Genomic DNA, 1091 nt, shown 5'->3' with positions numbered 1-1091 from the left:
TCGCAGCCCAGTTCCATCGCCAGTGCCGCGTCCGAGGCGGTGCCGAGCCCGGCGTCGCAGATCACCGGCACTCCGGCGCGTTCGACGATCATCTCCAGGTTGTGCGGGTTGCAGATCCCCAGGCCGGTGCCGATGGGGGCGCCCAACGGCATGACGGCCGCACATCCCACGTCCTCGAGACGACGCGCCAACACCGGGTCGTCCGTGGTGTAGGGCAGGACGACGAACCCGTCGTCGACCAGGTCCTCCGCGGCCTCCACCAGTTCCAGGGCGTCGGGCAGGAGGGTTCGCTCGTCGGCGATCACCTCGAGCTTGACCCAGTCGGTTCCGAGCGCCTCGCGGGCGAGCCGCGCGGTCTTGACCGCCTCGGCGGCACCCCGGCAGCCGGCGGTGTTGGGCAGTGGCCGGATGCCGAGTTCGCGCAGCAGTCCGAGCAGCCCGAGCCCGTCGGACCCCAGTCGCAGGTCGACCTTGCGGATGGACACGGTGGTCAGGGCCGTCCCGGAGGCGATCAGGGACTCCCTCAGGACCTCCTGGTTGCCGGCCCCGCCGGTGCCCATGATGAGGCGGGACCCCAGCTCCTCACCGGCGATGACCAGCGGCGAGTCCAACACGGCGGCCGGGGTCCTGGCACCGGACGCCACAGACTCTTCGGCAGAACCGGTCCCGGGGGCCGCGCGGCCGCCCTCAGCCACCCTGGACCGCCGTGAGGACGTCCACCTCCGCGCCCGCGCCCAGTGCGACCCGGTCCCAGCCCGAGCTGGGCACCACCACGCCGTCGACCGCCACGGCCACCCCCTCGTCGGGGAGGTCGAGTTCGGTGACGAGCGCGCGGACGGTCGCGCCGTCGGCGAGTGTGCGGTCCTCGCCGTTCACGGTGACGATCATGGGGCCTCCTGCGGCACGGTCGTGACGTCCCGGGGTGGTGACGTGTGACCCCAGCGTAGTGGTCGATGCCGGAGACCTCATCCGCGAGCGAACCGGCCCGGCACGGCGGCGTGCGCAGCCCGGGGAACCGACTCGCCCCGCACGAGCGCAGAGACCGTCGCGGCGGTCACCGGGGTGAGCGCGATGCCGTTGCGGCCGTGCCC

2 protein-coding genes are annotated in these 1091 nt (G+C 73.2%); both read right to left on the bottom strand.

The window, feature by feature from the left end:
- A partial coding sequence (locus IY392_RS18035) for a thiazole synthase (protein WP_194861976.1) occupies positions 1–614 on the bottom strand: 614 nt, incomplete at its 3' end.
- 73 nt (positions 615–687) lie between these two features.
- Positions 688–888 (bottom strand): sulfur carrier protein ThiS, encoded by a 201-nt coding sequence (thiS, locus tag IY392_RS18030; protein WP_107757408.1) that lies wholly within the window; start codon positions 886–888, stop codon positions 688–690.
- Between the last annotated feature and the right edge of the window lie 203 nt (positions 889–1091).

The organism is Dietzia sp. SYD-A1 (genome assembly GCF_015356725.1).
Taxonomy (GTDB): domain Bacteria; phylum Actinomycetota; class Actinomycetes; order Mycobacteriales; family Mycobacteriaceae; genus Dietzia.
Note: the sequence above shows the minus strand (reverse complement) of the source record. Positions and strands in the feature narration are given on the sequence as shown.